We start from the raw sequence: 26,925 nt of genomic DNA on the forward strand, positions 1-26,925 counted from the left end.
GGACCCGATGGACACGATACTCAAGCTCGACAACATCACCAAAAGCTTTCCGGGCGTGAAGGCGCTGCAAGGCATTCACCTGGAAATCGCTCGGGGTGAGATTCACGCGTTGCTCGGCGAAAACGGCGCGGGCAAATCCACGCTGATGAAAATTCTGTGCGGCATCTATCAGCCGGATGAAGGCACGATCACGATCGCGGGCGAAGTGCGGCACTTCACGAACTACCACGATGCGGTCGCCGCGGGCGTGGGTATCGTGTTTCAGGAATTCAGCCTGATTCCGTATCTGAATGCGGTGGAGAACATGTTTCTCGGCCGTGAATTGAAGAACGGTTTGGGTTTGCTCGAACGCGGCAAGATGCGGCGCGCGGCCGCGGCGATTTTTCAGCGGCTGGGCGTGGCGATCGACTTGTCGGTGCCGATTCGTGAGCTGTCGGTCGCGCAGCAGCAGTTTGTTGAAATCGGCAAGGCGTTGTCTTTGGAAGCGCGCATTCTGATTCTGGATGAACCGACCGCGACGCTCACACCCGCTGAAGCGGAACACCTGTTCGCGATCATGCGTGACCTGAAGACGCAGGGCGTCGCGATGATCTTCATCTCGCATCACCTGGAGGAAATCTTTGAGGTGTGTGATCGCATTACGGTGTTACGCGACGGTCAGTACGTTGGCATGACGGAGGTCGCGCAATCTGATGTGAGCCGCCTCGTGGAAATGATGGTGGGACGCCGCATCGAAAACAGCTTTCCGCCGAAGCCGCCACTGCGTGCCGATGCGAAGATCGTGCTCGACGTCGAAAAGCTGCAGTTGCTGAAAGACAGCCCGGTGCTGAGTTTCAATTTGCGCGAAGGCGAGATTCTCGGTTTCGCGGGACTAGTCGGCTCGGGCCGCACAGAAACCGCGCTGGCTGTGATCGGCGCTGACCCGGCGTACGTGAAAGAAATCCGCATCAACGGCACAACCGAAAAACTATCCGATCCCGCCGATGCCTTGCGCGCCGGCGTCGGCATTTTGCCGGAGAGCCGCAAGACCGAAGGTCTGATCACCGATTTCTCGATCAAGCAGAACATCTCGATCAACAACCTCGGCAAATACCGCTCGCTGCGTTTCTTCATCGATCAGCGCGGCGAAGCGCGCGCCACCGCCGACATCATGAAGCGCGTCGGCGTCAAAGCCCCGACGATGCACACCGAAGTCGCGACCCTCTCAGGCGGCAATCAGCAAAAGGTGGTGATCGCGCGCTGGCTGAATCACCACACCAACATTCTCATCTTCGACGAACCGACGCGCGGCATCGACGTCGGCGCCAAAGCCGAAATCTATCTGCTGATGCGCGAACTCACCGCGCGCGGCTACTCGATCATCATGATCTCGTCCGAATTGCCGGAGATCGTTGGCATGTGCGACCGCGTCGCCGTGTTCCGGCAGGGCCGCATCGAAGCGATGCTCGAAGGCGGCGAGATCGACTCGAACGCCGTGATGACCTATGCAACAGCCGGCACCCGTGGAGCAGTTCATGAACACGCCTAATCCTTCTTCATCGCCGAAAACGTCGACCGTCAGTAGTGACACGCCGGGCGCACCGGTGCGTTTCACATGGGCCGCGTTGAAACGCTCGACGCTCTTCTATCCGTTCATCGGCTTGCTGGTGGTGTGCATCGTGATGGTATTCGCGAGCGACAGTTTTCTCTCCGCTGCGAATTTGGAGAACGTCCTGCGCCAGGTGTCGATCAACGCGATCATTGCTGTGGGGATGACGTGCGTGATTCTGACCGGTGGTATCGATCTGTCGGTGGGCTCCGTGATGGCTTTGGCGGGTACGCTTGCCGCGGGCTTGATGGTGGCCGGGATGAATGCGGTGGCTGCCTTGGCGGTCGGCATCGCGGTCGGTTTGGGCTTCGGCGCGGCCAACGGCTTCTTCGTCGCGTTTGCCGGTATGCCACCGATCATTGTCACGCTTGCGACGATGGGGATCGCTCGTGGCCTCGCGCTGATCTACACGGGTGGTTATCCAATCGACGGTCTGCCTGAGTGGGTCAGTTTCTTCGGCAGCGGCAAGATTCTCGGCATTCAGGCGCCGGTTGTGATCATGGTGGTGATCTATGCGATTGCCTGGGTGTTGCTCGAACGCATGCCGTTTGGCCGCTATGTCTATGCGATTGGTGGCAACGAACAGGCGACACGTCTGTCCGGCGTGCGCGTGGCTCGCGTGAAGCTGATCGTCTACTCGATTGCTGGTTTGACGTCCTCCTTTGCCGCCATCGTATTGACTGCTCGTTTGATGAGTGGCCAGCCGAACGCAGGCGTCGGCTTCGAACTCGATGCCATCGCTGCCGTGGTGATGGGCGGTACCTCGATCTCCGGCGGACGCGGCTCGATCATCGGCACCTTGATCGGTGCGTTGCTGCTGGGCGTGCTGAACAACGGCCTGAACATGGTCGGCGTGAATCCTTATGTGCAGAACGTGATCAAGGGCGGAATTATTTTGCTGGCGATCTACATCAGCCGCGACCGTAGAAAGTAACTCTTAAACGACCTCCTTTTAGCAGGACCATGCAATGACTCAATCCACGCAATCCGATAAGCAAAACATGACGGCGATCGTCTGCCACGCACCGAAAGACTATCGCGTCGAACAGGTGTCCAAGCCAAAGGCCCGCGCGCATGAGCTGGTGATCCGCATCGCAGCGTGCGGCATCTGCGCGAGCGACTGCAAATGTCATTCGGGCGCGAAGATGTTTTGGGGCGGCCCGAGTCCGTGGGTCAAAGCGCCGGTGATTCCGGGCCACGAGTTCTTCGGTTTTGTCGAAGAAATCGGCGAGGGCGCGGCGGATCATTTCGGCGTGAAGATCGGCGACCGCGTGATCGCCGAACAGATTGTGCCGTGCGGCAAGTGCCGTTATTGCAAATCGGGCCAGTACTGGATGTGTGAGGTGCACAACATCTTCGGTTTTCAGCGCGAAGTCGCGGACGGCGGCATGGCCGAGTACATGCGCATTCCGCCGACGGCAATCGTCCATAAGATCCCCGACGGCATCTCGCTCGAAGACGCCGCGATCATTGAACCGCTTGCTTGCGCGATCCACACGGTGAACCGCGGTGATCTGCAACTCGACGACGTGGTGGTGATTGCCGGAGCTGGTCCGCTTGGCTTGATGATGACGCAAGTCGCGCATCTGAAAACGCCGAAGAAGCTCGTTGTGATCGATCTGGTTGAGGAGCGTCTGGCACTTGCGCGTGAATACGGCGCGGACGTGACGATCAATCCGAAGCAGGAAGACGTACTGGCGATCATTCATTCGCTGACCGATGGCTATGGTTGCGATGTCTACATCGAAACGACCGGCGCGCCGATCGGCGTCAATCAGGGCATGGAGATGATTCGCAAGCTTGGTCGCTTCGTCGAGTTTTCCGTGTTCGGTGCGGATACGACGCTGGACTGGTCGGTGATCGGCGACCGCAAGGAACTCGATGTGCGCGGCGCGCATCTGGGTCCATACTGTTATCCGATTGCGATCGATTTGCTGGCTCGCGGGCTCGTGACGTCGAAGGGCATTGTCACGCACGGCTTTTCGCTGGAAGAATGGGACGAAGCGATCAAGGTCGCTAACTCGCTCGATTCGATCAAGGTATTGATGAAGCCGCGTGCCTGAGTGCTTGGCGCGGCGTGAGGCAAGGACGAGCGGCATATAAACGGAGACTGTATGGACTACGTCATCGGCGTCGATATCGGCACGCAGAGCACCAAGGCGCTGCTGGTCGATCAGCACGGCGCGATCGTCGCGCAGCATGCGTCGAGCTATCAGCCGGACACGCCCAAGCCGCTATGGGCCGAGCAATGGCCGGCGGTGTGGTTGAAGGCGGTTGTGGAGTGTATTGCGGCTTGCGTGCGCAAGGCGAAGGAGGCGGGCGTTGCGGCGAAGTCGATCAAAGCGGTGTGCGTGAGCAGTCTGTATGGCGGCTCGGGGATTCCCGTCGATAGCGATATGCGGCCGCTTTATCCGTGTCTTATCTGGATGGACCGGCGTGCGACCGATCAGGTCGAGTGGGTGCGTAAAAACATTGACCTCGAGCGCTTGTATGCGATCACGGGCAACGGTGTGGACAGCTACTACGGTTACACGAAGATGCTGTGGCTGCGCGATCACGAACCGGAAATCTGGGCGCATACGCGTTACTTCCTGCCACCGAATGCTTACGTGATTTATATGCTGTCCGGCGAGGTCGCCGTCGATCATAGTTCGGCGGGCAATATTGGCGGCATCTACGATATTGCGAAATGCGACTGGTCGGATGAAGCGCTCGACATGCTCGGCATCCCCGCGACGATGATGCCGGAGCGGTTGGTGGAATCGTCGGACGTGGTGGGCGGGTTGTTGTCGCAGTGGACCGAGCAGCTTGGACTGGAGGCGGGCACGGCGATCGTTGCGGGCGGCGTGGATGCTGCGGTGGCGACGTTTGCCGCGGGCGTCACGCGTGCGGGGCAGCACGTTGCGATGATCGGTACGAGTATGTGCTGGGGGTATATCAACCAGACCGTCGATGCGCGGCATGGGTTGATCAGCATGCCGCATGTGTTCAACGGTCAACGCGATATTTATGTTTTCGGTGGTGCGATTACGGCGGGCGCTTCGGTGACGTGGTATCGCGAGCAGTTTTGTCATGCGGAGACCGAGGCGGCGCGTGCGATGCCGAATGGAGATCCGCATCGCTTGCTTGAAGAGAGTGCGTCGCAGATTCCCGCAGGCTCTGATGGGGTGATGTTCTTGCCGTACTTGATGGGGGAACGAAGCCCCGTGTGGGATGCGAAGGCGAGTGGTGCGTTTGTTGGCCTGAGCCTGTTTCACACGCGGGCGCATTTGTATCGCGCGGTGCTGGAGGGCGTGTCGTTCGCGTTGAAGCACAACATCGAAGCCGGACGTAAGGGCGCGCAATCGCTGGATGACAAGTTGATTGTCGTGGGCGGCGCCGCGCATTCGGATCTGTGGATGCAGATCATTGCGGACATTACCGGCTATCCGGTCTATACGATCGAGCAGGACGTGGAGGCAGCGATGGGGGCGGCGTTGCTTGCGGGTGTCGGTGTCGGTCTGGTATCGCGTGAAGAAGCGCAGAACGGATGGGTCACGCTGATTGAACGTGCGGAACCGAACGCGCAACGAATGGCGTTGTACGAGCAGCGGTTCGGCGTTTATACGGATTTGTATCCGGCGTTGAAGCCGGTCATGCATCGGTTGCAGACATCATGAATGCTACTTTTGATTTTTCCGGTCGCTCGATTCTTGTGACGGGTGCGTCGAGTGGAATTGGGCGCGCAACGGTGGAAGCGTTGTGTGCTTCCGGCGCGAGTGTGGTCGCTGCGGCGCGGAATGTGAATGAGCTTGCGCGGTTGGCTGAGGAAACGGGCTGCGAGCCGATGATGCTCGATGTGAGCGATGAGTCCGCTATTGATGATGCATTGGGTTCGCTCGAGGCGTTTGATGGGCTCGTGAACTGTGCGGGGATTGCTTTGCTCGAGCGTGCGGTGGATACGACCGGCGCGAGTTTCGATCGCGTGATGGGGGTGAATGCGCGTGGGGCGGTGTTGGTTGCCAAGCACGTGGCTCGCGGGATGATCGATGCTAAACGCGCTGGCAGCATCGTGAACGTTTCTAGTCAGGCTGCGCTGGTGGCGCTGGATGATCATTTGAGTTATTCGGCTTCGAAGGCGGCGCTCGATGCTGTTACGCGGGCTTTGTGTATCGAGTTAGGGCCATACGGTATCCGGGTGAATAGCGTCAATCCCACGGTGACGCTGACGCCGATGGCGGTGCAGTCGTGGAGTGATCCCGCGAAGCGCGATCCCGCGTTGAAGGCGATTCCTCTGCACCGCTTCGCGGAGTCCGCTGAGGTTGCTGTGCCGATTATGTTCTTGTTAAGCGACGCGGCTTCGATGATTAGCGGAGTTTGTTTGCCGATTGATGGTGGTTATACGGCAAGGTGATTGGTTTGTCTGCGCGGGACTAGCGGGTTGCGCGTATGCGGCGTTGACGCTCACTGCGGCCCGCACCATCGGGGCAGACCGCGAGCCCACGTCCCGTTTTGCAGACAACAGCCGCGCTCGATGCCTCAAGGCGCAACACCTTGATGGCATAAAACGGTTCTGACGTTAGAGCGTTAAGACCCTACGTAACTTCAGAATCATCGCACGCATTTTTCAAGCGTGGCTGATTTCCCCCGCCGCAAAAAAGCGCGAGTCTCTACGGATAAGTTTGTTCAACTCTGTAGGAGACGGGCTCGTGGCAAATACCACAACCAACGAAACGGCAGATCTGATTGCAACCATCGGTTCGCTGACCGGACAAGGCGTGCGGATTGCGACTGCAACTGGCGATTCCACTATCGCTGGCTTGCGTCGTACCGATGTCGATGGCAGCCTACTCCGCATCGGGAATCAGGAAGCCGACAGCTATAAGATTCATTGCGGCGACGATGCCCTTGCAAGACGGGCCGGAGTCTAAGCAATGCCGAACAAGAAAACGGTGGTTAGAACGAACTCGACACCCGGCTCCATCAAAGTGGTTGAATTGAGGGTTTTGACATTCCAGGAACTGTGGGACAACTTTCCTTCGGGCAACCCATACAATGATCCAACTGGAGAATACAAGAATCAATGTGCGATACGCATGAGCGTCACATTTCATCGAATCGGTAGTGAGATGAAGTCCTTCTCGCAGAAGCTAGTCAAGCCGATGCCGGGTAAGCCAACGCTCGGGAGAATCCTGTTGGATGGCAAACCCACGGCTACGCGAGCATACGAGCTGGCCGAGTGGCTAAGGCTGCGGCCATTTGCGGGACTTCCGAACGCAGAGGACATCACTGGCGGAGATTGGGAATCAAAGGTCAAGGGTCGCACAGGTATTATCTTCTTCTACGGGTATTGGCGGCAGGAGGGGGACTCGCAGGACAATCTTAGCGGCGGTCATATTGATCTTTGGAACGGGACACGATTGACCATAAGCGGCCCAATAGACTCCATTGCAACACTTGGCAGACGATTCGGACTGAATTCTCTTGCCTCGGGTTTTCCGTTTGGATTTTCTGATTTGCGTCAATCCAAGCAGATATTATTTTGGGCCATGAAATGAAAAGGCTGGCGGCGCTCGTGGTGTTCGCTGTTATCGGGGCAATTACCGGCAGCGTTGCCGCGTGCATAGTGCTTGCCTTCTCACCCGTATGCGGATACGACTGTGAGAGTCACGCTACTGGAATTTGGTTCTTCATAACTGCCGCGTGCGTTATCGGGTTCCCCTTACTGGGGCATGCGTTCACGCGCGGACCACGATTGACGCTCAAACGAGGGTTCATTGTCTCCGCTGGATTGGTGACAACGGTATTGTTTGGGGCAGGATGCTTCTATGTCGTGGACCTTCGCAGACACTATGCGGATGCCGAGGCTGCACGTCCGGTAAGCGCTGACTTTGATTTCATGTACATGTCGATAGCAACGCGTGACGTGCAGACTTATACGAAGGCGGCGGACGGAGAGGTGAAGCCCTTGAGCGTTATACCCCAGTGGCAACGATGTACGATCGACGGTGCGTGGTGCGATACAAACCCGAAGCAAGCGCATATGCGATGCAAGGCTGGCGTGGTCTATGTGAATGCAGCAGATTGGTCTGCGTTTTCTCTCGTGCCGAAGGAAAATATTCTAGGGGCAGTGCCCATGAAATCGATGAACCTTTGTGAACCTGGCAACGTACCAGATAACTAGCCCGATCACATTTGCTTCTGATTTGATCGTGAGTATCGATGGCAACGTCGTGTGCAGTAACGTATGTCGGGAGTAATACGGCGTCGTGCGCATCTCAGTGAGGACTGTCCTGTTGAACCGGAACACGTGAAAAATTCGCGCGTAAATTTGAGCGGTCCAAAAAGCTGGACAGCGATTCAACCTTTGGGGCGAAATTCAGTTCGCGCCTTTCTATACTCCACGACAAGTCGCGTTCTTCCGGTGCATGAATGCGTGCATGGTAGGCAACCGATGCTAAGGAGCACTGTCTTGATTGAGGAAGAGAATCTCGCAACAGAGGTCAATGAGAAATTACTGTCGGCGCACCGTTCAATTGTTGACGCTTTGAAGCTTGTGGAGGAGCGCGGCTCAGAGAGAGAGCTTCAAGCATTTCGTGCTGGAGCCGTGAATGCGGCGGGCCATCTGTTTGGTCTTCTCTTGAGACCGCTGTGGCAAGCGCGCCCGGAACTTGCTCCGGAAGGGCTGGATATGAGCCCTCCGCCGAAGAAGAAGGGTAAGCGATAAAGAAGGCGCGATTAACGAGCCGTACCCCGGGAGCATGGAGAGGTGTCCAACTTAAAGGCGACTGTTCACTCCGAGGTAGAGCGTCAGGTGGAACTATTCCACCGGCGCGACCTGGATGTAAATCGTGTCAACACTGAGGAGGAATAGGGGGCGGTGGATAAAGATGTGTCCGAGGATGTTGCGCGCGAGTTAAGCAGAGAGTTATTGGCCTCGTTCCATTCGTTGGAAAATGCGACGAAGTTGGTTCAAGAACGCTGCTCAAAGGAGCAATTCAAAACGTTCCATTCTGAGGCGGGAAGAGTCGCGGGGGGCCTGTATCTGCTTCTCGAACCACTGTGGAGGGCGTATCCAAACCTCGCTCCCGAAGGTCTCGTCATGACTCCGCCGAAGAAAAAAGATAAGCGATAGGACGCGCACCGGGCACGCGCGATTGCTTCCTTTCCATGTGCTGAGCAGTCGATGCAGGTTTGAAACGGATAAGGCAGGCAACGCTCGTTAAGGGAGAAAATTTTGATTGGTGACAAAGATGTGGCCGCAGAGGTCAGCGAGCGTTTACTGACTGTGACGCGCCTGATGGACGAATCTATCGCACTAGTTCAACAGCGCTGCGCCGACGACGAATTCAAGGCATTTCGTGCTGGAACCGGTAAGGCTATGGGTTATCTATTTGTGGATGTACTGCGGGAGCTGTGGCTGGAGCATCCATGTCTGGCTCCGGAAGGGCTAGATATGAGCCCTCCGCCTAAAAAGAAAGGTAAGCGATAGCAAAAAAGCGCGAGCAATGAGCTGGACCTCGAGGCGTCTACGGGTGACCAGCTTGGAGACTAGTTCGCAACCGCGCCTTCTTTGCTGCGGCCTGGTGGCCGCCATTTCACCCTAGTGCTTCACTGCCGTCTGCTGTGCATCAGCCCGCGCGCACGCGGCAGTCTTTACGCGCTCCCGCTTACGCGTCACCGCTTTGTCCGGCACACCTTCGGCTTCGGCTGCAGCTTCCCCTGCTTCTCGCCCCGCCTCCGCAGCATCCGAGAGAAGTTCCGTCGCAAGCTTGGCCGTGATGCGACTGTGAGCAACCCCCTTCGCATCGAGCGCGATCACCTGGTACAGGTCACGATCGCATTCAACTTCCTGCTGGTATTGCTCGACGGTATAGAGCAGGTGTTCCAGCAAGTTACGCTCACGGCGTCTTTCCTCAACCGTCGTAGCTGGGCATCGGGTGATGCTTGCCGCGAGATCAATCAGTGTTCGAAGCTGTCGGATTTGTCGGTCGCATGCTCCAAAAGCCGACAGTGCGAGCTTTTCGTACTGGAGCGCATCAACGGGCGGTCGTGATGCCGTTTGAGTCTTCTTAGTGGTTTTGGTCATGGTGCGATTTCCGATGTGTTCCTGACACGCCCGACACCCAATGACAAGTAGGGTGAGCGGGCCCGTAGCGAGTTTGAGAGACCGGCGGTAGTTCAAACCGGCGGGCCTTTCGGCCCCCTCACTACGACCCGCCCATTGGATGGACGTGTGGAAGCAAGCGCACGACCCACGAATGTGGGTTATGCGAACTACCGTTCGGGCTCTCATACCCGGCCGTCTTGTCCGACGGCATTTGGAAATCTAACCCAACTGTTTTTTAAGACGATCAACCACACAGGCTAAACGCACACACTGTGACCAATCTTTACATTGCGACCCGTGCGTCTGCGCGTGCACCACGCATCGCACGAACACGCTCAATGCATCGAGCATTGGCAACGAAACGAAGACGCCTAAAGCATCGTCCTCACATGCCAAAGTTCAGGAAACAAAACCACATCCAGCATCTTCCGGAGATAAGGCGCGCCGCTCGTACCACCGGTGCCTTGCTTGAACCCAATAATCCGCTCAACCGTAGTCACATGCCTGAACCGCCACTGCCGAAAGGCATCCTCGAGATCGACAAGCTCCTCCGCCATCTCATACAACTCCCAATGCTGCGACGGATTCCGATAAACCTCCAACCACGCCGCCTCAACGGAAGCATCATGCACAGTAGGCTGCGTCCAATCCCGATCCAATCTGGACGGTGAAATCGCAAACCCACGTCGCGCCAACAGTCGAACAACTTCATCATAAAACGAAGGCGCTTCCAGCGAAGCCGTCACCTCAGCAAGAACATCCGCCCGATGCGCATGCGGCTTCAGCATCTGCTCATTCTTATTGCCGAGCAAAAACTCGATCTGCCGATACTGATAAGACTGAAACCCGGAAGAGCTACCCAGATAAGGCCGCATCGCCGTGTATTCGGACGGCGTCATCGTCGCGAGAACGCTCCATGCCTGCACGAGTTGCTCCATGATCCGCGACACGCGAGCGAGCATCTTGAACGCCGGCGGCAACTCATCGCGATGCACCGCCTTCAATGCCGCGCGCAATTCATACAGCGCGAGCTTCATCCACAACTCACTCGTCTGATGCTGGATGATGAACAGCATCTCGTTGTGATCCGGCGACAACGGATGCTGCGCATCCAGCACCGTCCCCAGCGAGAGATAATCGCCGTAACTCATCGACTCCGAAAAATCGAGCTGCGCGTCATGCCAGCCATCGCCGGAATCGGCGGCAGCAGTGGCCGTAGCAGACGCCGTAGCAGCAGCCGAAGGAGCAACCCCACTGCCATGCCCAAACGGACACCCTTGCGCCGGTTTCTCTTCCGGCAATCCCGGCGTTTGCATATGATCGGTCATCGCGCGCTCCTTAGGTCACAGCGCCGCGAGCGGCAAATTCAGGTGCCCGCCAGGTCTCTTGCGTAAGCACCTCGCGTAACGTCTCGACCGCATCCCACACATCGACAAAGCGCGTATACAGCGGCGTAAAGCCAAACCGCAACACATGCGGCTCGCGATAGTCGCCGATCACGCCACGCGCGATCAACGCCTGCATCACTTCATAACCATGCGGATGCTCGAAGCTCGCATGCGAACCGCGCTGCGCATGCTCACGCGGCGTTACAAGCTTCAAAGGAAATTCGCTGCAACGCGCTTCGACCAGTTCGATAAACAAATCGGTCAACGCGAGCGACTTCGCGCGGATCGTCTGCATATCCGTTTGCAGGAACACATCGAGACCGCATTCGACGAGCGACATCGACACCATCGGTTGCGTTCCGCACAGGAAGCGGCCGATGCCGTCGTCGGGTTGATAGGCCGGGTCCATCTTGAACGGCGCACGATGACCCCACCAGCCGGACAGCGGCTGCGAGAAATCGTTTTGATGACGCTTCGGCACCCACACGAACGCCGGCGAGCCTGGACCGCCGTTCAGATACTTATACGTACAGCCGACCGCGTAGTCAGCCCCAACACCATTCAGGTCGACCGGCACCGCGCCCGCCGAATGCGCGAGATCCCACAGCGCGAGCGCGCCTTTGTCATGGATCAGTTTGGTCAGTGCGGCCATGTCGTGCATATAGCCGGTGCGGTAATTCACATGAGTGATCATCGCGATCGCAGTGTCTTCGCCAATCGCGGTGGGCAACTCGGACGGGTCGTCAACGAGGCGCAACTCATAACCGCGGTCGAGCTGTTCGATCAGCCCTTGCGCGATATACAGATCGGTCGGGAAATTCGAGCGCTCAGAAACGATCACGCGACGCTTCGGATCGCGCGCATTCGCCACCCGCAGGGCTGCCGACAAAAGCTTGAACAGGTTGATCGAAATCGTATCCGTCACGACCACCTCGTTTTCAGCCGCGCCGATCAGCGGCGCGAGCTTGTTGCCAAGGCGACGTGGCAATTCGAACCAGCCGGCGGTGTTCCAGCTGCGGATGAGACCCTCGCCCCATTCGGCGCCGATCACGGTCTGCGCGCGTTGCGCGGCGGCGGCCGGCGGCACGCCGAGCGAGTTACCGTCGAGATAAATGGTCGTCGACGACAGCGCGAATTGGTCGCGCAGCGCTGCGAGCGGGTCGGCGCTATCCAGCGCCAATGCTTCTTCACGAGTGTTCATGATGGTCCAGTCAGTCAGTCAGATCAGGGAATTCGGTGGATGCGATGAGTGCGGTGATTCAGTTTGCAGAGCGTCGACGATCAGCGAGATTCGGGCAGCGTGCGCAACACGGCGCGCACGGGACTCGCATCGAGCGTGGTCAGCTTCAGCGGCAGCGCGATCAGTTCGTAGTCGCCGGGCGCGACGGCATCCAGCACGATGCCTTCGAGAATCGCCATGCGGTGCGCGCGAATCCGGTGGTGCGCGTCCATCGTCTTCGAGTCCTGCGGATCGAGCGACGGCGTATCGATGCCGATCAGCTTTACCCCTTTCGCTGCCAGCAGATCGATGGTCTCCGGCGCAACCGCGCAGAACGCGCTATCCCAGACCGCAGTCGGCGCGTTTTTGTAAGTGCGTAGTAAGACTCGCGGCGGCAGGTCGTCGAGCGAGCCGCTCAGGTGTTGTGGCGTCACAACAGGCGAAGCGCCGATGCAATGAATTACGCGGCAGCGTCCAAGGTACGCATCGAGCGCAACCTCGCCGATCGCCGCGCCTTCGGCGTCGTAGTGAAGCGGGGCGTCGGTGTGGGCGCCGGTATGCGGCGACAAGGTCAGGCGCGCGACGTTGACGGGCGAGCCCGCCTCCATGCGCCACACGCGTTCAATGCCGACCGGCGTATCGCCAGGCCAGACGGGCGTCGCGGTATCGACGGCGGGGGTGATGTCCCAGAGTGTTTCCATGTCTCCATCGGCGGATTGTGTCTATCCAGGAATGATAGGTGGCTTGGCGCGAAATGTGATTGCGAAAAAATCTCCTTCTGAGCCGTGTCTTGGAACATAATTTGAGTCAAATGGGAAAGGGAGACCGAATATGAACGCGATCTCGCTCGACGCCACCGATTGCCGTATCTTGACGGTGCTTCAGCAAGAAGGACGGATCAGCAATCTCGATTTGGCGGAGCGCATTTCGCTTTCGCCATCGGCCTGTCTACGACGCCTGCGCCTGCTGGAAGAGCAGGGCGTCATCGAACATTACCGTGCGTGTCTGAACCGCGAAGTGCTGGGTTTCGAACTGGAAGCGTTCGTGCAGGTGTCGATGCGCAACGACCAGGAGAACTGGCACGAGCGTTTTGCGGAGGCGGTGCGGGACTGGCCGGAAGTAGTCGGCGCGTTTGTCGTGACCGGCGAAACCCACTATCTGCTGCGGGTGCTCGCCCACAATCTCAAACACTATTCGGATTTCGTGCTGCAACGCCTTTATAAGGCGCCGGGCGTGATGGATATTCGTTCGAATATCGTGCTGCAGACGTTGAAAGAAGATTCGGGTGTGCCAGTGTCGCTAGTGCCGAAAACGACCGGACATAGCGCGCCGCATAGCTGAGTGCGAGGAGCTGCTCAGCTTGCGTCGGCGTGCCTGCCTTTGCCCGCCAGCGGGCCGCTGTTAAAACACGGCGGCGCCGCGTTCAGAGCGATTTGAGTCCGTGGAATTGACCGCTATGGAAGACCAGCGGCGCAATCTCCGCGGCACTCTCGTGGACGCCGCAGCGCTCCACTTCGCCGACGAAAATCACGTGGTCGCCTTCTTCGTAGCGGCTGCGGTTATGGCATTCGAACCAGGCGAGCGCGCCGTCGAGCACCGGCATGCCGGTATCGCCTTCGGCGTGCGAGACACCTTCGAAACGATCGCCCTTCACCGTGGCAAAACGCTTGCACAGATCGAGCTGCGACGCGGCGAGTACGTTGACCACGTAGTGACTGTTCGCCCGGAACACCGACATCGACGCCGAGCGCGTGGCGAGGCTCCACAGCACCAGCGGCGGATTGAGCGAAACCGAATTGAACGAGCTGGCCGTGATGCCGATCAACTGGCCGGATGCTGCACGCGTGGTGATGACGGTGACGCCGGTGGCGAATTGGCTGAGCGCCTGTTTAAAGGCGGGCTGGTCGAAGTTGGGCGGGCTGGCGCGCTTCATCGGGCGGAAGCCTTCGGCGCAAACCGGGCGAACCCCGGACTGAACCCATCGCGCGTGCGGCCGGAAACAAATGATTCAAAAGTCATAGTGAAAATCGTCGATTTGCCCCAATTTTAACTGCAATCGCGGTGGACTGGCCGCGACACCTGCCGGGTAATGGAAAAACCGCTAAGCTGGAAAGTCTTGGTGGTGGCATGAGCGTTGCGGTTAACTGGGACCGGCATCGGCCGACTATGAGTATCAAGGAGCAAGCAGCATGAGTCAGACAGGCGAAGTCGCCACCCTCGGTGGCGGGTGTTTCTGGTGCCTCGAAGCGGTATATCTGGGCGTCGAAGGCGTGAACTCGGTGGAGTCGGGCTATGCGGGCGGCCAGACCCAGCGGCCGACCTACGAACAGGTGTGCGACGGCGTGACGGGCCACGCGGAAGTCGTGAACGTCGACTTCGATCCGGCGAAGATCAGCTATCGCGAGATTCTCGATATTTTCTTCGCGATCCACGATCCGACCCAGTTGAACCGGCAGGGTAACGATGTCGGCACGCAGTACCGCTCGGTGATTTTTACCCACTCCGACGCGCAGCGAGAAACGGCGCTGCAGGCGATTCGCGAGATCGGCGAACAGGGTATCTACGACGGCCAGATCGTCACCCAGGTGTTACCGCTCGACGGCAACTACTGGCCGGCCGAGGCGTATCACCAGAACTACTTCGCGCAGCATCCGAATCAGGGGTACTGCTCGTTCGTGGTGGCGCCGAAAGTTGCGAAGTTCCGTCAGAAGTTCGCCCATCGGATCAAGGCGAGCTGAGTCGGCGCGGCAGTGGAGATTTGATGGCGGACTGATTGGCGAGACGGCGAGATAGGCGGCGGTTCAGGTTTCAAGCTGGGCCGCCGCTTACATCGCGGCTCGGCAAGCCAGGAGACCTCAGGCGCTTCGCCATGCGCGGGCGCTGCGCCGCTCAGCCTCGCTCGTCCCCTTCTTGCTGCCCATTCTCGTTCGAATCCGGCTCCGACTCCGGGCGCGTTTGCGCATGGTCATGCTCGTGTTCGTGCTCATGAGCAAGCCGCGCATACGCTTCAATAATCTCCCGCGCCAGTTCCACGCAACTCAACGGCGCCGACCCCTCCGCCTTGTTGTTGATCGCGATCACCACCGGCTGGCCGGCCAGCGCATAGCGCGCGGCCAGTTCGGCGAGCGCGGCGCGTGTCGACGGGTCCTGATCGACCAACTGGTCGAACGGTTCGTACTTGGCTTTCGCCTGTTCGTATTTGAAGCCGCCGTGCAAACTCCAGCGCACGATCAGCGGGCCGGCCGGCTCGCCGTCCAGCAGCGCGAGCGCCGCCGCCTGGCGCAGCGGATCCGGCATCCGCGCATGAATCCCCACGCAGTACCGCACGCCCGCCGCCTTTAGCGTGCGGATAAAGCGCGGCGTGAGCAAACTCCCATCGCGGATTTCGATCGCATAGCACGTGCCTTCGGGCAGCTTCGGCAACGCCGTCAGGAACTCGGCGAGTCGCTCGATGAACACCGCCGGTTGCGCGAGCATCTGGTCGGGCAGCGGAGAGAGCTGGAACACGAGCGCACCGGCTTTCGCACCGAGGCCTTCGAGACATGGCGTGACGAATTCGTCGATTGCCATTTGCGCGTTCAGGAAGCACGGGTTCAACGAAACCGGCTCGCCGCGTTCGGCGCGGACGGTCGCGTCGGTGATCGTCATCGGCGCTTTGACGATGAAGCGGAAGTGCGCCGGCACCTGCTGCGCGTAGCGCAAGTATTCGGTGACGGTGAGCGCCTGGTAAAACGACCGGTCGATGCTGACAGTCCTTAACAGTGGATGCGCGCCGTAGGCAGTCAAACCCTCGCGCGAGAGTTTGCTATTGCTGTACTCGTCGCCGTAGACGATGCCGTTCCAGCCCGGAAACGACCACGTCGACGTACCGAGATGGATCTGCGACGGCAGTTCGGCGGCGAGCGCCAGGAGTTCAGCAGAGGGTGGAGCGGCGAGCACGTCGCGGGTACGGCGTTTCTTCGGCCCATCCAGGGAAGACGGTGTTGAACTGGAGTCGGCGTCGGCGATGGGCGCCGGCGGCGCGTCATCTTCCTGCCAGAGGGTGGTGGCACTCTTCTTCGCGCGCGGCTGACGCCGCCGCTCAAGCTGTGCCGTTTCGTCGGCTGTTGCCGGGGTGGCAGCGGCAGGCGCCGCCGATGCCGGCGCCTGCTCGACCGGCATCCCGAACAGATCGAACTGCGGTGCGTCGGCCTGTGCGTCCTGCTCGCCGCTCACCGGCTGTTCAACTTCGCTTGTCCCGCTCTGGTCCATCGATGTTCGACCTGCTGTTTAAGGTTTGCGCCGTGTCGGGCCGCCACGCAATGCACGTAGACCCGGCACGCAGCCACGGCACATCGCCGTGGCGCAACCGTATCACAGTGATTTGTCGTACATATAGTGACGCGACCACGGCAAGGTTGTCGCACTGCGGCCGGCTTTGCGGCACACCACCTGGTAGATCGAGACGTCGTCGGTTTCGAAAGCGTACGCGCAACCGGCGAGGTACACGCGCCAGATGCGGAATTTTTCGTCATCGACCAGCGTGCGGGCTTCGTCCGCATGCGCCTCGAAGTTTTCCGCCCAGATGTCCAGCGTGTGCGCATAGTGACGGCGCAGGCTTTCGACGTCAACCGCTTCGAGCCCACCGCGCTGCATTGCTTCGAGCGCGAGGCCGATATGCGGTAGCTCGCCGTCCGGGAACACATAGCGGTCGATGAATTCGCCGCCGCCGAGCGCGGTTTCGCCGCTGTCCGAATCGCTCGACGTGATGCCGTGATTCATGGCGACGCCGTCGTCGACGAGCAGATCGTGGATCTTCTGGAAGTAGCCCGGCAGATTCTTGCGGCCCACGTGCTCGAACATGCCGACGCTGGTGATGCGATCGAACTGCCCTTCGACGTCGCGGTAATCCTGCAGACGAATCTCGATCTGGTTTTCCAGGCCCGCGGCTTTCACGCGGGCGGTAGCGAGATCGAACTGGTTTTGCGACAGCGTCACACCCACGCACTTCGCACCGAATTTCTGCGCCGCGCGCAGTACGAGCGCACCCCAGCCGCAGCCGATATCAAGCAGGCGCTGCCCCGGTTGCAACTGGATCTTGGTGAGGATGTGGTCGATCTTCTTGATCTGCGCGGTGGCGAGATCTTCATCGCCATTCTCGAAGTACGCACACGAGTACACCATGTTCTCGTCGAGCCACAGCTTGTAGAACTCGTTCGAGACGTCGTAGTGATACTGAATGGCCTTCTTGTCCGACGACTTCGAGTGCTGGAAGTAGCGCCGCACGCGCGCCAGCTTGCTCGCGCTGGTGACGGTGTTGCGCGCGAGCTGGTAGCTGACGTTGATGATGTCCGACAGCTTGCCTTCGATGTCGATCTTGCCCTTCACATACGCCTCGCCGAGATTGTCGAGGCTCGGTTCGAGCAGATAGGGCAGCGCCGTGGCGCTTTTGACATGTAGCGTGACCTGAGGCGCGGCGAACTGCCCGAAGTCATGTTGCTGGCCGTCCCACAGCACAAGGCGTGCTGGCACGTTAGCCTTGGTTTTTACATCTTCCACCCACTGCGCCAGCTTTTTCTCCCAGAACATGTGATTTCTCCGTGTCCGTTGAACTAAAGCAAAGCCTGTGTGGATCGCAGCTCACTGCGGTGCAACTCCCATACCGCGAGGCGCAATCCGGCCGTCGCGCGCTGCTGCGTTGGCAACGCGCATACGTGTTGTATTCCGATTCAAGGCGATAGGCGGGAGATTTGCCAGTCGCTACTTTCGCTTGAACGCGTGTAGAGCAAACGGTCGTGTAGACGCGACGGTCGGCCCTGCCAGAATTCGATTGCTTCGGGTACCAAACGATAACCGCCCCAGTGCGGTGGGCGCGGTGGCTGGTCGCCGTATTGCAGGGTGATTTCGCGTTCACGTGTTTCGAGCTGCGAACGGCTTTCAATTACCTGACTTTGATTGGATGCCCACGCGCCGATGCGTGAACTGAGCGGACGCGACGCGAAATACGTATCGCTTTCTGCCGGGCTGGTTTTGACGATGCGGCCTTCAACGCGCACCTGGCGTTCGAGTTCGATCCAGTAGAACAGCAAGCTCGCGTAGGGATTGGCGGCCAGTTCGCGGCCCTTGCGGCTTTCGTAGTTGGTGAAGAACACAAAGCCGCGCTCGTCGACACCTTTGATCAGCACGACACGCGCCGACGGCCGGCCACGCGAGTCGACAGTGGCCAGCGTCATCGTATTCGGTTCGGGCAGTTGGGCGTCTACCGCTTGCTTAAACCACGTGTCGAATTGACGAAACGGGTTGCGGTCGATATCGGCAACGTCCAAAGAACCCAGCGAATAGTTTTTTCGAAGTTCGGCGAGTGAGGTCATGTTCTTATGCGAACGCTACAGTACAACCAGTATAGCCAAGGCGTGAATTCTTTGCGCGCGACCAGATCAAGGCCCGCCGCGCTGTGTGGACATCCAGGCCACTACGTTTTGCAGCCATCCGTGCCTAAGTGGGTGTGGCCATGTGCATCGTCGCGATCAGGCAAAATACGGGCTGCGAACGCCTGGGTGTACCTGAGCGTTTTTATCACTTTGTGTTTTGCCTGCTTTGAACGAGCCTTCCGCCATGTCCAGCCCCACCGCGCATTCCGATCTTACTACCAGCCTCGACGGGAGTGAAACCGCCGACCGCGCGCGGCGCTTCGGCGGCGTTGCCCGCCTGTACGGCGCGCCGGCGCTCGCTGCGTTCGAAGGGGCCCACGTCGCCGTGATCGGCATTGGCGGGGTCGGCTCATGGGTGGCGGAGGCGTTGGCGCGCAGCGCGGTCGGCACGCTGACCTTGATCGATCTCGACAATGTTGCCGAGAGCAACACTAACCGCCAGATCCATGCGCTAGACGGTAACTACGGAAAACCGAAGGTTGAGGCGATGGCCGAACGCATCGCGGCAATCAATCCGTTCTGCGACGTGCGGCTGATTGAAGACTTCGTCGAGCCGGACAATTTTGCGGCGACGCTCGGCGGCGGTTTTGATTACGTGATCGATGCGATCGACAGCGTGCGCACCAAGACTGCGTTGATCGCGTGGTGTGTTGAGAAGAAGCAGCCGTTGATTACGGTGGGCGGCGCGGGTGGCCAACTGGACCCGACGCGGATTCGGATCGACGATCTCGCGTTGACCATCCAGGACCCGTTGCTGTCGAAAGTGCGCGGACAGTTGCGCAAACTGCATGGCTTTCCGCGTGGTCCGAAGGCGAAGTTCAAGGTGAGCGCGGTGTACTCCGACGAACCGCTGATCTATCCGGAAGCCGCTGTCTGCGATATCGACGAGGAAGCGGAGCACGTCACGACGTCGCCGGGTCATACGGGACCGGTGGGTTTGAACTGTGCGGGATTTGGATCGAGCGTGTGCGTGACGGCGAGCTTCGGTTTTGCCGCGGCCGCGCATGTGTTGCGGGCGTTGGCGGAGCAGGCGCGGCTCGTTTGCCGCACCTGAACACCCCCCAATTAATACAACAACGCGCTCAGCTTGCGCCGCCATTGCGACACCAGCTCCGGCTGATGCGCGGCGAGATCGAACACCGACAGCATCGTCTTACGGCCAATGTCATCGCGGAACGTGCGGTCGCGTTGCACGATCGCCAACAAGTGCTCGAGCGCGCCTTCGTATTTGCGGCGGGCGATGAGCGCGCTAGCCAGATCGAAGCGTGCCTCGAGATCGTCCGGGTTCGCTGCGACTTTGGCTTCGAGTGCATCCGTAGGCGGCAGGTCAGCCGCCGCGTCTACCGCATCGAGCCGTGTCTTGATCGTGTTGAAGCGGGCGTCGATCCCTTGTGTGGTTTTCGGCGACAGCAGGTCGACTTCATTGCGCGCTTCGTCGATGCGATTATCTTCGAGCAGCATTTCGATGCGATCCATGCGCGCTTCGTCGAAGCCTGGGTCGTAGGCGAGAGCAGCTTGCAGCGCGTCGTACGCATCCTCACGACGGCCTTCGGCCAACGCGGCTTGCGCTTCAAGACGTGCCGCGTCCGCGCCTTGCGGCACGAGGCGCTCGATAAACTCGCGTAACTGGCCTTCCGGCAGCACGCCGACGAATTGATCGACCGGCTGGCCGTCGGCAAACGCCATGACGTGCGGAATGCTACGCACCTGGAAGTGCGCGGCCAGTTCCTGGTTCTCGTCGACGTTCACCTTCACCAGCTTCCATTTGCCGGCGGCTTCAGCTTCGAGCTTCTCGAGCATCGGGCCGAGCGTCTTGCAGGGGCCGCACCACGGCGCCCAGAAATCGACCAGCACAGGGGCCAGTGTCGACGCCGTGATGACGTCCTGTTCGAAAGTGGCCAGAGTGGTGTCCATTGCGTCCTCGTCGATAAAAACGGTTTGTCGGCTAGATGGGGCCGTATGCCGCGAATTCAATGGTTCAATGCGGCGGATGCAGGCCATCGCGGCCGCACATGCTCGCACGGACGGCGAGCTTGCCGGTGGCGACCGCATGGGCGCCGCCTCGCTCACTCATTTTCTTGTCGGTAGTGGAATCCATTCGGTTTCGCCCGGCACCTTGCCCATCTCCTGATTGGTCCACGCGAGCTTCGCGGCTTCGATCTTCTCGCGCGAACTGGCGACGAAGTTCCATTCGATAAAGCGTTCGCCATCCAGCTTCTCGCCTCCGAGCAGCATCACGCGCGCGCCGTGGGTGCTGGCCAGCGTGACGGTTTCGTCGAGTGCGAGCACGGCCATCTGGCCCGCTTCGAGCGGCGTGCCGTCGATCTCCAGATCGCCGTCCACCAGATAGACCCCGCGTTCCTCGTGTTCCGGCTCGAGCGCGAAGGCGCCGCCCGGGGCGAACTCGGCGGCCACATACAGCGTGCCGGAAAAGGTCGCGACCGGCGAGGTCTCGCCGAACGCCGTACCCGCGATCACGCGCAGGGTGACGCCGTTGCGCTCGACCACCGGCAGTGTATTGGCCGCATGATGCGCGAAGGACGGTTCGATGTCTTCGTCGTCGAGCGGCAGCGCGACCCAGGTCTGGATGCCGTGCATGGTCTGGCCGCTCGCGCGGTCTTCGGCCGGCGAGCGCTCGGAATGGACGATGCCACGTCCCGCCGTCATCCAGTTGACGTCGCCCGGGACGATCTTCTGCTCGGAGCCGAGGCTGTCGCGATGCATGATCGAGCCTTCGAACAGATACGTGACGGTGGCGAGGCCGATATGCGGGTGCGGACGCACGTCGAGCCCGACACCGGGTTCGAGCGTGGCGGGGCCCATGTGGTCGAAAAAGATAAACGGGCCGATCAGGCGTGCCGCCATGGCCGGCAGCACACGCCGCACGGTGAGGCTGCCGACGTCGCGCAGATGCGGTTTGAGAACTGCTTTGATCGAGGAAGACATGGCAGGCTCGGCTGGAAGGGTGAGTCGGATTTTGCTTAATGGATGATTCTACTGCGGTTGAGGCTGCGGCCGCATTCCGCGGTCGATGTACACACATGTATTTACATCGTCGCCGTGGAGAACTATAGTATTGGTTCGTACATACAGCGTACATCCGTAGCAGGAGTTCAGCGTGCTTACAAAAGTCTTTCGCAACGGCAATTCGCAAGCGGTGCGCATTCCAGCCGAATTGGCCTTCGACCGGGCCGACGTCGAGGTTGAAATCGAACGAGTCGGCGAAGAATTGCGGATCCGCCCAACCCGGCGTCCGCTGACCGGCGTGCTCAAGAAATTCGCTAAGTTCGGGCCCGACTTCATGGCGGAAGGACGTGGTGACCACGAGCAGGCCGAGCGCGAGGATTTGTAATGCCGCGCTACATGCTCGACACCAATATCTGCATCTACCTGATGAAAAACCAACCGGAACAGGTTGCGAAGCGCTTTGCGCAATGTCTCGTTGGCGACGTGGTGATGTCGGCCATCACCTTTGCGGAACTCGAATACGGCGTGGCGGTATCGGCGAACCGCGCGCGCGATCGCCGCAATCTGGCGGCGCTTGCCGAAGACATTCTGGTCATGCCGTTCGACAGCGCTGCAGCAAGCGCGTACGGTCCGATTCGCGAAGCGACGCGCGAGCGCAAGAAGGATCAACTCGACAAGCTGATCGCGGCACATGCCGTGGCGCTCGACGTTGTGCTGGTGACCAACAACGAACGTGACTTCGCCGCGTATCCAGGGTTGCGCGTGGAAAACTGGCTGAACGGCTAACTACGTTTTAACGCACTGCCGAGTGAGGCGGCGTCCGCTAAACTGCCGGATCCAACAACGAAATGGAGACCGGGATGTCGCCCAGGGATTTACTGCTCGCGCTGGTCGTCGTGATTGCGTGGGGCGTCAATTTCGTCGTGATCAAGGTGGGCCTGCATGGCGTGCCGCCGATGCTGCTCGGCGCGTTGCGTTTCGCGCTCGCCGCTGTGCCGGCGGTGTTTTTCGTCAAGCGACCGCAGATGCCGTGGCGCTGGCTGCTCGCTTACGGCGCGACGATTTCGTTCGGGCAATTCGCTTTCCTGTTCTCGGCGATGTACGTCGGCATGCCCGCGGGGCTCGCGTCGCTCGTTTTGCAGGCGCAGGCATTCTTCACGCTGATCTTCGCGGCGCTGTTTCTGCATGAGCGCTTTCGCGTGCCAAACATCGTCGGTTTGCTGATCGCGGCGGGCGGCCTCGCGGTCATCGGCATGCAAGGCGGCCATGCGATGACGTTCGCGGGTTTCATCCTCACGCTGTGCGCCGCGTGTTCGTGGGCGCTCGGCAACATCGTCACGAAGAAGGTCGGCAAGGTCGATCTGGTCGGGCTGGTGGTGTGGGGCAGCCTGATTCCGCCGTTGCCGTTTTTCGCGCTGTCGTACACGTTCGAAGGGCCGCAACGGATCGCTGCGGCGCTGTCCGGGATCAGTGCGATGTCGATTTTCGCCATCGTGTATCTCGCGTTTATCGCGACGCTGATCGGCTACGGGTTGTGGAGTCGGCTTCTGTCGCGCTATCCGGCGAGCCAGGTGGCGCCGTTCTCGCTGCTGGTGCCGATTGTCGGGCTGGCGTCGGCGTCCCTGTTTCTCGACGAGCAGTTGTCCGAGGCGCAGGTCGTAGGCGCCTTGCTGGTGATGGCGGGGTTGGCGGTGAATGTGTTCGGCGGTTGGGTCGTGCAGCGGCTTTCACCGGCACGTTGACGGCCTCTTAAGCGTGAAGCAGAAAAAACGGCCGCATCGAGCGGCCGTTTTTTTATCGCTTGCATGACACGGTATGACGCGGCGTCACGCCGGCTAGCGTCAGGTCATGCGGTTCTTCGCCAACGGCGGATTCGCCGCGAAATAGCGCTTGATGCCGGTCATGATCGCATCGGCCATTTTCTCCCGATACGCGTCGTCGTTCAGGCGGCGCTCTTCATCCGGGTTACTGATGAAGGCGGTCTCCACGAGAATCGACGGAATATCCGGCGCCTTCAGCACCGCAAACCCGGCCTGTTCGACGGAGCCTTTGTGCAGCTTGTTGATACCGCCGATCTCCTTCAGCACGAAGTTGCCGTAGCGCATCGAATCGCGAATCTGCGCGGTGGTCGACATATCGAACAGCGCGCGATTAACGGTCGCGTCGGCGGACTTGATGTTGATCCCGCCGATCTGATCCGACGAGTTCTCCTTGTTCGCCATCCAGCGCGCCGCGGCGCTCGACGCGCCGTGCTCCGACAAGGCGAACACCGACGAGCCCTTCGCGTCGGGCGTGGTGAACGCGTCCGCGTGGATCGACACGAACAGGTCCGCGCCGACGCGCCGCGCCTTCTGCACGCGCACGTTCAGCGGCACGAAGAAGTCGGCGTCGCGCGTCATCATGGCGCGCATGTTCGGCTGCGCATCGATCTTCGCGCGCAACTTCTTCGCGATGTCGAGTGCGACGTGTTTCTCATACGTGCCCGAGCCGCCGATCGCGCCCGGGTCTTCGCCGCCGTGACCCGGATCGACCGCGACGGTGAGCAGACGCACCGTGTTGCTCTTGCCGGTTTTCGGATTGGTGAAGGCGTAGTTATCGTCGCCGTCGTTGTCGTCGCCACCGAGGTTGCTGCCACTAGTGCCTCCCTTGTTGCGGGCGATCGCTGTGGGCGGCGCGATGGGCGCCGTCGGGGTAGAAGGCTTGCCGAGGATGGGCGGAGCCGGTGTCGGCACAACGTGCACCGGCGGACGTGGCACGTTCGGCGCCGTCCCGCCGCTGCCGTTCTGCGCATAACGCTCGAAAAAGGCTTCGCTGTTGTCGGCGGTGGGCGGCGTGGTGCCAGGGCCGCTCAGCGTGGCGGGCGGCGCGTTGTTTTCGTCCAGCGTTTGCTGCTTACGCTCGGTCTGCGCGAGCAGATCCATCAGCGGATCGGGCGCGACAGCGGGGTACAGGTCGAACACCAGCCGGTATTTGTACGCGCCGACCGGCGGCAGCGTGAACACCTGCGGCTTCACCGAGCCCTTCAGATCGAACACCATACGCACGACGTGCGGCTGATATTGCCCGACACGCACTGACTGGATCTGCGGATCGTTCGGCGTGATCTTCGATACCAGATCCTTCAGCGCCTGATCCAGATCGAGGCCGCTCAGATCGACCACCAGCCGGTCAGGACCCTGCAGCAACTGCTGCGCGTTCTGCAATGGCTGGTCCGATTCGATCGTCACGCGCGTGTAATCGCGCGCCGGCCAGACCCGCACGCCCAGCACCGAGCTCGCCCACGCAAGACGCGGGGCGACAAGGCCGAGTACCAGCGTGGACGCGCCCGCGCGCAGAATCTGCCGGCGCCGCCAGTTATGCGTTGCGGTAGCCGCCGATTCGATCGAGCGGAACGGTTTGATCAACATCTTTCGAGACATGCCTTTCCTGATTCGCTGTATGCCCGTGCGACGAGTACCCGGCCGTCGCCCTCGTGGTCCAGGTCGAGCGCGAAGACGAGATCCGGCACGCCAAGGAGACGCCCGGCACGCTGCGGCCATTCGACGAGGCAGATCGCGCCGCTGTCGAAGTACTCGCGAAAGCCCGCGTCGGCCCATTCGGCCGGGTCGGTGAATCTGTACAGATCGAAGTGATAGAGCGCGAGTTCCCCAGCGGGCCGCTCGAGCACGTAGGGTTCGACGAGTGTATAGGTGGGACTGCGTACGCGGCCGGTGTGGCCGAGGCCGCGCAAGGTCGCGCGCACGAGTGTGGTTTTGCCGGCGCCGAGGTCACCGACGAGTTGGACTTGCAGTCCGTGGAATACCTGATGACCCGCAGCGCCTGGCGTGTGTTGTCGCGCTGCTTGCCGTGCTTCGCGCACGCTTTCGATCGCCTGCGCGAAGCGCTCGCCGAATGCGTTGGTGGCGGCCTCATCCGCGAGCGCGAAGGAGCGTTCGAGCAGGATATCGGCGGGCGTTTGGATCGCGAGATCGGGATTGACGGGCATTCTCGTAAAATGACGTGATGAACCGAAGTCCGGAGTCCCCTGTTTCCTGCACGCCTGCGTCTAACGACGATGTGCGTGCCGAGCGTCATTTCGATGAAGCGGCGCTGAATGCGCTCGCGCTCAACATCAAAACGTGGGGCCGTGAACTGGGTTTCGGGGCGATCGGCATCAGCGACACCGATCTCTCCGCTGCCGAAGCGCCGCTTGCAGCATGGCTGGAAGCGGGGTGCCACGGCGAGATGGATTATATGGCGAAACACGGCATGAAACGCGCGCGCCCCGCCGAGCTTGTGGCCGGCACGCGACGTGTGATTACCGCGCGCATCGCCTATTTGCCCGCAGAAACATTGAGCGGAAAGGCGCCCGAAAGCGCTTTGCAGGACACGCCGCGTGCACCGCAAGACTGGCGCGCAGCCGAGCATGCGCGGCTCGCGGACCCGTCGGCTGCGGTGGTGTCGATCTATGCGCGGGGCCGCGATTATCACAAGGTAATGCGTAACCGTCTGCAACATCTGGCCGAGAAAATCGAGGCGGAGATCGGCGCGTTCGGCTACCGCGTATTTACCGATTCGGCGCCGGTGCTCGAAGTGGAGCTTGCCCAGAAGGCCGGAATCGGCTGGCGCGGCAAGCACACGCTGCTGCTGCAACGCGATGCCGGTTCGCTGTTTTTCCTGGGCGAAATCTACGTCGACGTGCCCTTGCCGACCGATGCCGAGACTTCGCCCGACGATGCACCCGAAACGCCGGGCTCGCATTGCGGCAGTTGCACGCGCTGCATCGGCGCATGTCCGACGGGTGCGATCGTGGCGCCCTATAAGGTCGATGCACGCCTCTGTATTTCGTATCTGACGATCGAATTGAAGGGCAATATTCCCCTGGAAATGCGGCCGCTGATCGGTAATCGTGTGTATGGCTGCGACGATTGCCAGCTCGTCTGTCCGTGGAACAAATTTGCGCAGGCCGCGCCGGTCGCCGATTTCGATGTGCGGCATGGACTCGATCGCGCGACGCTGGTCGAACTGTTTGCATGGTCCGCCGACGAGTTCGATACGCGCATGCAGGGCAGTGCGATTCGTCGCATCGGCTATGAGAGTTGGCTGCGCAATCTGGCGGTGGGGATGGGTAATGCGCTGCGTGCGTCACCGGAGAGTTTGAGTGTGGATGCGCGCGAGGCGATTGTTCACGCGCTGAAGTTGCGCGTTGGAGACCCTTCTGCCGTCGTGCGCGAGCATGTGGAATGGGCGTTGGAAGCGGCGTAAAGTAGCGGCAATCACGGAGC

The 26,925-nt window shown here is 60.3% G+C and carries 28 protein-coding genes; 16 read left to right on the forward strand and 12 right to left on the reverse strand.

Annotated features, from left to right (window positions below; all coding sequences use genetic code 11):
• Positions 1–7 precede the first annotated feature (7 nt).
• The 9 genes from M0D67_RS04130 (at position 8) to M0D67_RS04170 (ending at position 9,059) form a co-directional block, all read left to right on the forward strand.
• Positions 8–1,528 (forward strand): sugar ABC transporter ATP-binding protein, encoded by a 1,521-nt coding sequence (locus M0D67_RS04130; RefSeq protein ID WP_154558640.1) that lies wholly within the window; start codon positions 8–10, stop codon positions 1,526–1,528.
• Entirely contained in the window at positions 1,515–2,522 is a 1,008-nt protein-coding gene (locus M0D67_RS04135; RefSeq protein WP_054034672.1) for an ABC transporter permease, read from the forward strand. The genes M0D67_RS04130 and M0D67_RS04135 overlap by 14 nt, the downstream gene beginning before the upstream one ends.
• Positions 2,523–2,556: 34 nt before the next feature.
• Positions 2,557–3,651 (forward strand): alcohol dehydrogenase catalytic domain-containing protein, encoded by a 1,095-nt coding sequence (locus M0D67_RS04140; protein ID WP_154558639.1) that lies wholly within the window; start codon positions 2,557–2,559, stop codon positions 3,649–3,651.
• Positions 3,652–3,702: 51 nt separating this feature from the next.
• The gene (locus M0D67_RS04145) at positions 3,703–5,247 is read left to right on the forward strand and encodes an FGGY-family carbohydrate kinase (RefSeq protein WP_154558638.1); all 1,545 of its coding nucleotides are present in this window, start codon (positions 3,703–3,705) and stop codon (positions 5,245–5,247) included.
• Entirely contained in the window at positions 5,244–5,981 is a 738-nt protein-coding gene (locus M0D67_RS04150) for an SDR family oxidoreductase (RefSeq protein WP_154558637.1), read from the forward strand. The genes M0D67_RS04145 and M0D67_RS04150 overlap by 4 nt, the downstream gene beginning before the upstream one ends.
• 295 nt (positions 5,982–6,276) lie before the next feature.
• Positions 6,277–6,498, forward strand: coding sequence for a hypothetical protein (locus tag M0D67_RS04155; RefSeq protein ID WP_154558636.1), 222 nt, complete (start codon positions 6,277–6,279; stop codon positions 6,496–6,498).
• Between the two features lie 3 nt (positions 6,499–6,501).
• A complete protein-coding gene (locus M0D67_RS04160) occupies positions 6,502–7,125 on the forward strand; it encodes a type VI secretion system amidase effector protein Tae4 (protein WP_154558635.1) in 624 nt (207 codons plus the stop codon).
• A gap of 914 nt (positions 7,126–8,039) precedes the next feature.
• On the forward strand, positions 8,040–8,294 hold the full coding sequence (locus tag M0D67_RS04165) for a hypothetical protein (protein WP_266237432.1): 255 nt from the start codon (positions 8,040–8,042) through the stop codon (positions 8,292–8,294).
• Positions 8,295–8,804: 510 nt separating this feature from the next.
• Complete coding sequence (locus M0D67_RS04170; RefSeq protein ID WP_154558633.1) at positions 8,805–9,059, forward strand: hypothetical protein; 255 nt, start codon at positions 8,805–8,807, stop codon at positions 9,057–9,059.
• 111 nt (positions 9,060–9,170) lie between these two features.
• Here the strand turns inward: M0D67_RS04170 and M0D67_RS04175 are convergent, their stop codons facing one another.
• From M0D67_RS04175 to kynB, 4 genes are all read right to left on the reverse strand, one after another.
• A complete protein-coding gene (locus M0D67_RS04175) occupies positions 9,171–9,656 on the reverse strand; it encodes a hypothetical protein (RefSeq protein WP_154558632.1) in 486 nt (161 codons plus the stop codon).
• Positions 9,657–10,048: 392 nt separating this feature from the next.
• Entirely contained in the window at positions 10,049–11,005 is a 957-nt protein-coding gene (gene kynA / locus M0D67_RS04180; RefSeq protein ID WP_154558631.1) for a tryptophan 2,3-dioxygenase, read from the reverse strand.
• 10 nt (positions 11,006–11,015) lie between these two features.
• Complete coding sequence (gene kynU, locus M0D67_RS04185) at positions 11,016–12,266, reverse strand: kynureninase (RefSeq protein WP_154558630.1); 1,251 nt, start codon at positions 12,264–12,266, stop codon at positions 11,016–11,018.
• 80 nt (positions 12,267–12,346) lie between these two features.
• The gene (gene kynB, locus M0D67_RS04190) at positions 12,347–12,985 is read right to left on the reverse strand and encodes an arylformamidase (RefSeq protein WP_154558629.1); all 639 of its coding nucleotides are present in this window, start codon (positions 12,983–12,985) and stop codon (positions 12,347–12,349) included.
• 130 nt (positions 12,986–13,115) lie between these two features.
• Here kynB and M0D67_RS04195 point away from each other — a divergent pair, with 130 nt between their 5' ends.
• Positions 13,116–13,625: an Lrp/AsnC family transcriptional regulator gene (locus M0D67_RS04195; RefSeq protein WP_054034335.1), complete on the forward strand. Its 510-nt coding sequence runs from the start codon at positions 13,116–13,118 to the stop codon at positions 13,623–13,625.
• Positions 13,626–13,707: 82 nt separating this feature from the next.
• On the opposite strand, the gene M0D67_RS04200 is transcribed toward M0D67_RS04195, so the two are convergent.
• Positions 13,708–14,217 carry a flavin reductase family protein gene (locus M0D67_RS04200; protein ID WP_154558628.1) on the reverse strand — a complete coding sequence of 170 codons (510 nt, stop codon included), beginning with the start codon at positions 14,215–14,217 and terminating at the stop codon, positions 13,708–13,710.
• Between the two features lie 256 nt (positions 14,218–14,473).
• Between M0D67_RS04200 and msrA the strand changes: the two genes are divergently transcribed.
• Positions 14,474–15,022, forward strand: coding sequence for a peptide-methionine (S)-S-oxide reductase MsrA (msrA, locus tag M0D67_RS04205; protein WP_153134590.1), 549 nt, complete (start codon positions 14,474–14,476; stop codon positions 15,020–15,022).
• A 151-nt stretch (positions 15,023–15,173) separates the two neighbouring features.
• On the opposite strand, the gene M0D67_RS04210 is transcribed toward msrA, so the two are convergent.
• The 3 genes from M0D67_RS04210 to pdxH form a co-directional block, all read right to left on the reverse strand.
• Complete coding sequence (locus M0D67_RS04210) at positions 15,174–16,535, reverse strand: DUF72 domain-containing protein (protein WP_266237440.1); 1,362 nt, start codon at positions 16,533–16,535, stop codon at positions 15,174–15,176.
• 102 nt (positions 16,536–16,637) lie between these two features.
• Positions 16,638–17,852, reverse strand: coding sequence for a cyclopropane-fatty-acyl-phospholipid synthase family protein (locus M0D67_RS04215; RefSeq protein WP_154558625.1), 1,215 nt, complete (start codon positions 17,850–17,852; stop codon positions 16,638–16,640).
• Between the two features lie 140 nt (positions 17,853–17,992).
• The gene (gene pdxH, locus M0D67_RS04220; protein ID WP_154558624.1) at positions 17,993–18,634 is read right to left on the reverse strand and encodes a pyridoxamine 5'-phosphate oxidase; all 642 of its coding nucleotides are present in this window, start codon (positions 18,632–18,634) and stop codon (positions 17,993–17,995) included.
• A gap of 244 nt (positions 18,635–18,878) precedes the next feature.
• Between pdxH and tcdA the strand changes: the two genes are divergently transcribed.
• On the forward strand, positions 18,879–19,748 hold the full coding sequence (gene tcdA, locus M0D67_RS04225; RefSeq protein WP_154558623.1) for a tRNA cyclic N6-threonylcarbamoyladenosine(37) synthase TcdA: 870 nt from the start codon (positions 18,879–18,881) through the stop codon (positions 19,746–19,748).
• 11 nt (positions 19,749–19,759) lie between these two features.
• Here tcdA and trxA read toward each other — a convergent pair whose 3' ends face one another.
• Both trxA and M0D67_RS04235 read right to left on the reverse strand, forming a co-directional pair.
• Complete coding sequence (gene trxA / locus M0D67_RS04230; RefSeq protein WP_154558622.1) at positions 19,760–20,608, reverse strand: thioredoxin; 849 nt, start codon at positions 20,606–20,608, stop codon at positions 19,760–19,762.
• A 156-nt stretch (positions 20,609–20,764) separates the two neighbouring features.
• On the reverse strand, positions 20,765–21,640 hold the full coding sequence (locus M0D67_RS04235) for a pirin family protein (RefSeq protein WP_154558621.1): 876 nt from the start codon (positions 21,638–21,640) through the stop codon (positions 20,765–20,767).
• Between the two features lie 172 nt (positions 21,641–21,812).
• Here M0D67_RS04235 and vapB point away from each other — a divergent pair, with 172 nt between their 5' ends.
• From vapB to M0D67_RS04250, 3 genes are all read left to right on the forward strand, one after another.
• Positions 21,813–22,046, forward strand: coding sequence for a type II toxin-antitoxin system VapB family antitoxin (gene vapB / locus M0D67_RS04240; protein WP_054034329.1), 234 nt, complete (start codon positions 21,813–21,815; stop codon positions 22,044–22,046).
• Positions 22,046–22,447, forward strand: a complete 402-nt coding sequence (locus M0D67_RS04245; RefSeq protein ID WP_154558620.1) for a type II toxin-antitoxin system VapC family toxin — start codon at positions 22,046–22,048, stop codon at positions 22,445–22,447. Before vapB ends, M0D67_RS04245 begins: the two co-directional genes overlap by 1 nt.
• Before the next feature lie 74 nt (positions 22,448–22,521).
• Complete coding sequence (locus tag M0D67_RS04250; protein ID WP_154558619.1) at positions 22,522–23,403, forward strand: EamA family transporter; 882 nt, start codon at positions 22,522–22,524, stop codon at positions 23,401–23,403.
• Between the two features lie 99 nt (positions 23,404–23,502).
• Here the strand turns inward: M0D67_RS04250 and M0D67_RS04255 are convergent, their stop codons facing one another.
• The gene (locus M0D67_RS04255; protein ID WP_154558618.1) at positions 23,503–25,080 is read right to left on the reverse strand and encodes an N-acetylmuramoyl-L-alanine amidase; all 1,578 of its coding nucleotides are present in this window, start codon (positions 25,078–25,080) and stop codon (positions 23,503–23,505) included.
• Entirely contained in the window at positions 25,062–25,646 is a 585-nt protein-coding gene (gene tsaE / locus M0D67_RS04260; RefSeq protein ID WP_154558617.1) for a tRNA (adenosine(37)-N6)-threonylcarbamoyltransferase complex ATPase subunit type 1 TsaE, read from the reverse strand. The genes M0D67_RS04255 and tsaE overlap by 19 nt, the downstream gene beginning before the upstream one ends.
• Positions 25,647–25,663: 17 nt before the next feature.
• Between tsaE and queG the strand changes: the two genes are divergently transcribed.
• Positions 25,664–26,905: a tRNA epoxyqueuosine(34) reductase QueG gene (gene queG / locus M0D67_RS04265; RefSeq protein ID WP_154558616.1), complete on the forward strand. Its 1,242-nt coding sequence runs from the start codon at positions 25,664–25,666 to the stop codon at positions 26,903–26,905.
• Positions 26,906–26,925: the final 20 nt, after the last annotated feature.

The sequence above is a fragment of the Paraburkholderia sp. SECH4 genome, assembly GCF_030511745.1.
Taxonomy (GTDB): Bacteria; Pseudomonadota; Gammaproteobacteria; order Burkholderiales; family Burkholderiaceae; genus Paraburkholderia; species Paraburkholderia madseniana.